Origin of the sequence: Bacillus glycinifermentans, from assembly GCF_001042475.2 — a bacterium.
In the GTDB taxonomy this organism is placed as follows: domain Bacteria; phylum Bacillota; class Bacilli; order Bacillales; family Bacillaceae; genus Bacillus; species Bacillus glycinifermentans.
This window is the reverse complement of record NZ_LECW02000029.1, coordinates 1-6,078: the sequence shown is the minus strand read 5'-3', so window position 1 is coordinate 6,078 and position 6,078 is coordinate 1. Positions and strand designations below refer to the sequence as shown.

Genomic DNA, 6,078 nt, shown 5'->3' with positions numbered 1-6,078 from the left:
GCTTTTGTGAAAACGCAAAAATGAGATTTTGAGAAATGAAAGGAGAGAGAAAATCAATGGATAAGCATCAAATGTATTCTGTTGCACTTTCAGGAGCAATTTTTGAAGTCTTTAATGAAGAATCAGAGCACTTTATAGAAGAGTTAACGGACGTGGATTTGACCGAGTTTTTCACGGCGGCCAACACAGCTTTACTGATGATTTTTAACGAATTAACCGGCGAAAAGAAGAACGCAATTGAATTTACGCATGTTCTTAACGGACTAGCTGTGCAGAAAACGATTGAAAATGTAAAGGAGAAAGAGACAAATGAGCAATCAAAACGAAAATAACTCCACCCCTGCGGCAACAGAGGTTGATAAGAAAACTAATAAATTGGATTTTACTACTTCTGTTTTAACTGCGATTCAATACGTTGAGAAGTATTTTGATAAGCCGTTTCCACTATTATCGGAAAATAATTCGAAACAATATGTTTCGTATGAAGAGCGGAAGCAGAAAGAGCGAATCCACAGGCACCAGAAATAAGTTCTTTGAGGTATTCTTTATCGGATAAATTTTTCTTGTCTGCTTCATCAAAGACATGTTGTAAACCATCTTGTAATGCTGTTATTGCGATATCCATAGCATCCTTTTGAATCAATTCCATATCATTTTCTAGTTGTTCAATGGGTGCAAAGTCGCTTTTATCAAGTTTCATAGTTTCACCTCCTGTCTTATACAGGGGCATTATACCAAAAAAGGAGGAGCAAGCATGAACCTAAACCGATTTCTAAAAACTGACCGCGAAAAGGCGGAAAGGCTGATCGAGTCAACTCAATACCTTATTTCTGAATTGCTTCCCGCCGCCATTGAGGACCAGGACTTTGATGGGTGCGTTGAAATTGCGGCGACAATCATTTCAAATTGCAAGGATCTTAAACGGATGGAGCACCCGGAACAGGTTGTCCGGCTTCACGAAATCGCGTCCAAATTTGCAAGCAGGGGGTTAAACGTTTCAGCCGTAGGGAGACCGTTTCAATGAATATTGAGCATCCATTGATCACAGAGATCAACCGTTACGGCTACCCTCTGGAATATTTGAAGGACGAGAAGGATGCAGAAAGAGAGGGTGAAAATGGATCAAAAGCAGATTGATGCAGTATTGCACCTTGTTGAAAGTGCATTAAAAAATGACGGGCGGATTGGCATTGACTATCACTGTAAGAATGAAGAGGCAGCTCTTCAAAAAGTGCAGGATGCAGCTGAAAAATTGAACACAAAAATTAATCAGCGTTCCTACGATAATAGCTTTTGGTACACAACTGAAATTAATAGGGAAATTCAAGTTGTTGCATTTTATCCGTCAGCTTATGAACAAAAAAGCCGCCTCGGCAAAGGCGACTAAAAACAATACTTAACAACCTCATTTTAAATGGAGTCTATTACAAAATCAATTAGGAGGCAATATACATGAATCCTTTACAGGCGTTTGAACTAAACGAGATTTCAAATAATAGCCTGCAGCAGGAGAGCCGTCCACAGTTTGAGATTACGGACATGAATAGTCTAAATTGGGCGTTCCGGAAAATTGCTGCTTTAAAGACACAGGAAAAAGAAATCAAGGCTTTGGCGGCAACCGAAAGGCAGCGCATCGATGAATGGGAAACCCAGGAACTTAAACCTGTCGCGGACAATCTGGCGTTCTTTGAAAACCTGGTCAGCATCTACCATTCAAAGCAGCTTGAACAGGATCCGAAAGCAAAGACACTTTCCACACCTTACGGCAAATCAAAAAGCCGGGCAATTAAAGAACAGCCTAAGCCAGCCGATAAGGATCAGCTTCTCAAGCATGTGAAAGAGGCCGGTCTCACTGAATTTATCAAAGAAGATGTCAAATGGGGCGACCTTAAAAAATCTCTGTCCATCAAAGAGGTGGGCGGCAAAAAGGTTGTCGTTGATGAAAATGGACAAGCTGTTCCGGGGGTAGAGATAGCACCAGCCTCAATCAACTTCAATGTGGAGGTGTGATAGATGTTTGAAGTAACAGACGCACAGCGGGAGAAAGAAAAGGCTATTGTCGGTTTTATCGGGCCGAGCGGATCCGGAAAGACCGCCGGCGCCCTGCTTGTCGCTTACGGCATGATGCGGGAAGCATACCCGGAGGCAAGCGATGAGGAAATTTGGTCAAAGATCGGTGTTGTGGATACCGAACACCGCCGTGCCAAACTATATGCAAACTTGCAATTTGATGATGTAAGGATCGGAAGCTTTAAGCACATCGATTTTACCCCGCCTTACACAACAGAACGCTATCAAATGGCTCTTGAAACAATTAAGGCAGCCGGTGCCGAAGTTGTCATTATTGACTCGCTTTCCCACAATTGGGCGGGAGAAGGCGGCATTGTTGAAAAACATGGGGGAATGCAGGGTAACTCATTTCAAAACTGGGGTAAACTTGCGCCCGAAACTACGAAATTAATAAAAACGTTAACGCAAAATGACGTCCACATTCTGGCGACGCTTCGGACCAAAACTGAGTACGTTGTTGAGCCGAACAGTGAGGGGAAAATGGCGCCGCGTAAGGTCGGGACCAAGCCTGTGCAAAAAGACGAAATGGAGTATGAATTCATGCTCAATTTCAATATTGGTATTGATCATTTGGCGGAAACTTCCAAAGATAATACCCGCATGTTTGAAGGCTCTTCTTTTAAACTCAATCCAGAAGTCGGCCGCAAGCTTTACCAATGGCTTGAGCTCGGTATTGACGTGAAAGCAGAGGAAGAAGCTGAGCGGCTCCGTTTGATTGATGAAATTAAAACGATCGCTGCTGGCAACGAGACAGCCGCGCAGATGATTGAAGAATTTCAGATTAAAGCAAATAAAAAACTTGATCAATGGACTATTAAGCTGGCATCTGCCGCACTTGATAGATTACAAGCTTTAAAGACTAAGGAGGAAAAATAATGTTTACAGTAGACCACAGCAAAGGTGAAGCTTTTGAACCGATTAAACCAGGAGAATACGAAGCGACAGTTATCAACTTTGAAGCCAAAACGGCTGCATCCGGAAATGAGCGCCTTGTCGTAGATTATGAAATCCGTTCTGACGTTGAGCAGCCATGCCAGGGCCAGAAAATTCTATACGACAATTTCACCGTTACGGAAAATGCAATGTGGAGATTTCACCAAGCATCAAAGGCCGCGGGTTTTCCAAACGGAATGCAATTTAAGGATCATATCGAATGGGCCAAGGCGTTTCTGAATAAACCGGTTCGCCTGCTTGTCGGGGAAAGAGAGCATAACGGCAAGAAATATCCGGAAGTAAAAGCGTTTAAGCCGTCAGAAGCGCCAGCACCGGAAACCGAACCAATTAATATCAGTGACGATGATGTACCGTTTTGATCATAAAAAACACATTTGAGGGAGTGTATAGCTCCCTCGTTTTTAAAGGGGAGTTATCACATGTACGAATTTAAGAATATACCGCAAGAGCTAAAAAACGCCCCTCAGTGGATTTTATGGCGTTCCGAAGAACGTGACGGTAAGAAAACAAAAGTGCCCTACCAGATTGATGGCAGCATGGCTCAATCCAGTAATAAAAGAACCTGGTCGACATTCCCGACCGTTTTGAAATTTTATAACGATCGAGATTATGACGGGATCGGCTTCATGTTTTCAAAAGATGATCCGTTCATCGGCATAGACATAGATCATTGTGTGGAAGATGGTGTCTTGTCCCCGTTCGCTGAGGAAATTGTTCAGGCGATTAGCAGTTACACCGAATATTCACCCAGCGGCAAAGGAGTCCACATCATCACAAAAGGTAAGATCCCATTGCGCGGGCCGGGCACAGGGAGAAAAAATCCTGAACTTGGGCTGGAAGTATACCGCCACGGCCGCTATTTTACCTTTACCGGTAACAGTCTCGGAATCGGGGCCGTTGAAGAACGAACGGACGAGCTCAAAGAGCTGTTCGAAAAATATTTGAAGGACAAAAAAGAAGAATCGAAACCGTCCAACCCGCCTGCTGCTTCATCCCGTGATATGAGCAATCTCTCCAATAAGGAGATATGGGAAAGGATGTTCAACAGCAAGAACGGGAAGAGCATTCAGGATCTGTTTAACGGTCATCTGATAAACGATGATCACTCGGCCACAGATATGGCTTTATGTAATCACTTGGCATTCTGGACGGATAAGGATCCCGCAAAAATGGATTCAATGTTTCGCGAATCAGGTTTGTTCCGGGAGAAATGGGATCGGCAGCATTCATCCGACGGCGCTACATATGGAGAAATGACCATTGCCGCGGCCGTTTATTCTACTCATACGACAATTTCTGATTTACTGGAAGAGCAGCAGGAACAGCCGTATGAAATATATATTTCCCATCCCGAAAATTCTCAAGTTGAGGATATCGAAGAGATCATTGACACTCCGCCGGCGTTTCATTTGACGGAGCTCGGCAACGCGGAACGAGTTGTCTACTACCACGGAAAGAATATTCGATATTGTAACGAGCTTGACTGGCTGATCTGGAACGGCAAGCGATGGGAAGAAGACAGCAAACGAAAAATTGAAGCCATTACCGCTAAGACATTACGGGCGTTGTACGGCGAGGCTAAGGCCACAGAAGACAAATTCCGAAAAAAGCAGCTGAACGATTGGGCGAAGAAATGCGAGCGCCGCAACATACGGATGAACACAATTTTAGATGTTCGGCCAATGGTTTCAGTGAGGAAGCAGGAACTGGATTCCCACAAATATCTTTTAAATTGCGATAACGGTGTGATTGATCTAAAAACAGGCGAACTTCTGCCGCATGATCGGGATCTGCTTTTTACAAAAATATCTCCTGTCTCTTATCAACCGGACGCCGACTGTCCGAACTGGAAAGCTTTCTTGGAAAGTATTTTTATAGATGATCAGGGCACGCCAAACTATGAAATTATTGATTTCATGCAGAAGGCAATTGGCTATTCGCTGACCGGGGACACCACGGAACAAGTCATGTTCTTTCTATTCGGGAACGGCCGGAATGGTAAATCGACCTTTATCAATACGGTTCAGCACTTGTTCGGGGACTATGGGCGGCAGACAAACAGTGACACCTTCATTAAGAAGAAAAATGATAGTGCCATAAACAATGATATTGCCCGGCTGGACGGCGCCCGGTTTGTGTCGGCCGTTGAGAGTGAAGAAGGGCAGCAGCTGTCTGAATCGTTGGTGAAGCAGATCACCGGCGGCGAAAAGATGTCGGCGCGTTTCCTGCGCCAGGAATATTTTGAGTTTACGCCGGAATTTAAAGTCTTCTTTACCACAAACCATAAACCGATCGTTAAAGGCAGCGATGAGGGTATTTGGCGCCGGATCCGGTTGATTCCGTTTACTGTCACGATCCCAAAAGAAAAAGTAGACAAGAAACTGCCGCAGAAACTGGCTGCGGAAATGCCTGGGATCCTTCGCTGGGCTGTTGAGGGCTGTTTGAAGTGGCAGAAGGAAGGCCTGGGAGAACCGGAAGCGATCAAGAAGGCAACAGAAGGCTATCGGGAGGATATGGACATTCTCGGTCCATTCATGGAAGAAAGATGCATCCAGCATCCGAAGGCCAAGGTAGAGGCCAAGGAGCTCTATAAAGATTACAAAGACTGGTGTTTTGAAAATGACGAAATTGAACTGAAGAACCGGGCATTTTATCGGCAACTCGAAATTCGTGGATTTAAAAAATATCGCGGCAACTATAACAAAAATTATTTTGATGGGATCGGTTTAATAAAAGAAAACCGAGATTTGCATAAGCAATTAAATCTTTTGAAACAGGGGCAGAATCCATCGGAATTAAAAAGTAATGTCACAAGTATTCAAAGAAAAAAATTATAAAAATTAATTAGAGAAGGGTTTTATTTAAAATACGGCTTTTCTTCTCGATTAAAAAGTAACAAAAAAGTAACAGTATACAATTTATGGAATCGGCTATAAACGTTGATACAATAAGGGGTTTAGGCCTTTTGTTAAAAACTGGTGTTACTTTTGATACTTTTCTGCTATGTTCCCTCTACTGAAAAAATAAATAAAAAATAAATATATATATATATAT

8 protein-coding genes are annotated in these 6,078 nt (G+C 43.3%); 7 read left to right on the top strand and 1 reads right to left on the bottom strand.

From position 1 onward, the window contains the following. Window positions 1-56: 56 nt before the first annotated feature. Window positions 57-332, top strand: coding sequence for a hypothetical protein (locus AB447_RS16915; protein ID WP_048406871.1), 276 nt, complete (start codon window positions 57-59; stop codon window positions 330-332). Between the two features lie 53 nt (window positions 333-385). Here AB447_RS16915 and AB447_RS16910 read toward each other — a convergent pair whose 3' ends face one another. Beyond that, the gene (locus AB447_RS16910; RefSeq protein ID WP_048355806.1) at window positions 386-700 is read right to left on the bottom strand and encodes a hypothetical protein; all 315 of its coding nucleotides are present in this window, start codon (window positions 698-700) and stop codon (window positions 386-388) included. A 54-nt stretch (window positions 701-754) separates the two neighbouring features. On the opposite strand from AB447_RS16910, the gene AB447_RS16905 reads away from it, so the two are divergent. The 6 genes from AB447_RS16905 to AB447_RS16880 all read left to right on the top strand — a co-directional run bounded on the left by AB447_RS16905 (window position 755) and on the right by AB447_RS16880 (window position 5,861). Then, the gene (locus AB447_RS16905; RefSeq protein WP_048355807.1) at window positions 755-1,024 is read left to right on the top strand and encodes a YqaH family protein; all 270 of its coding nucleotides are present in this window, start codon (window positions 755-757) and stop codon (window positions 1,022-1,024) included. A 93-nt stretch (window positions 1,025-1,117) separates the two neighbouring features. Next, window positions 1,118-1,387 (top strand): hypothetical protein, encoded by a 270-nt coding sequence (locus AB447_RS16900; RefSeq protein ID WP_048355808.1) that lies wholly within the window; start codon window positions 1,118-1,120, stop codon window positions 1,385-1,387. Between the two features lie 65 nt (window positions 1,388-1,452). Then, entirely contained in the window at window positions 1,453-2,010 is a 558-nt protein-coding gene (locus tag AB447_RS16895; protein WP_057957666.1) for a host-nuclease inhibitor Gam family protein, read from the top strand. Between the two features lie 3 nt (window positions 2,011-2,013). After that, the gene (locus AB447_RS16890) at window positions 2,014-2,946 is read left to right on the top strand and encodes an AAA family ATPase (RefSeq protein ID WP_048356391.1); all 933 of its coding nucleotides are present in this window, start codon (window positions 2,014-2,016) and stop codon (window positions 2,944-2,946) included. Then, window positions 2,946-3,383: a DUF669 domain-containing protein gene (locus AB447_RS16885; RefSeq protein ID WP_003185383.1), complete on the top strand. Its 438-nt coding sequence runs from the start codon at window positions 2,946-2,948 to the stop codon at window positions 3,381-3,383. The genes AB447_RS16890 and AB447_RS16885 overlap by 1 nt, the downstream gene beginning before the upstream one ends. A gap of 60 nt (window positions 3,384-3,443) precedes the next feature. Continuing rightward, window positions 3,444-5,861 (top strand): phage/plasmid primase, P4 family, encoded by a 2,418-nt coding sequence (locus AB447_RS16880; protein ID WP_057957665.1) that lies wholly within the window; start codon window positions 3,444-3,446, stop codon window positions 5,859-5,861. The last annotated feature ends 217 nt before the right edge of the window (window positions 5,862-6,078 follow it).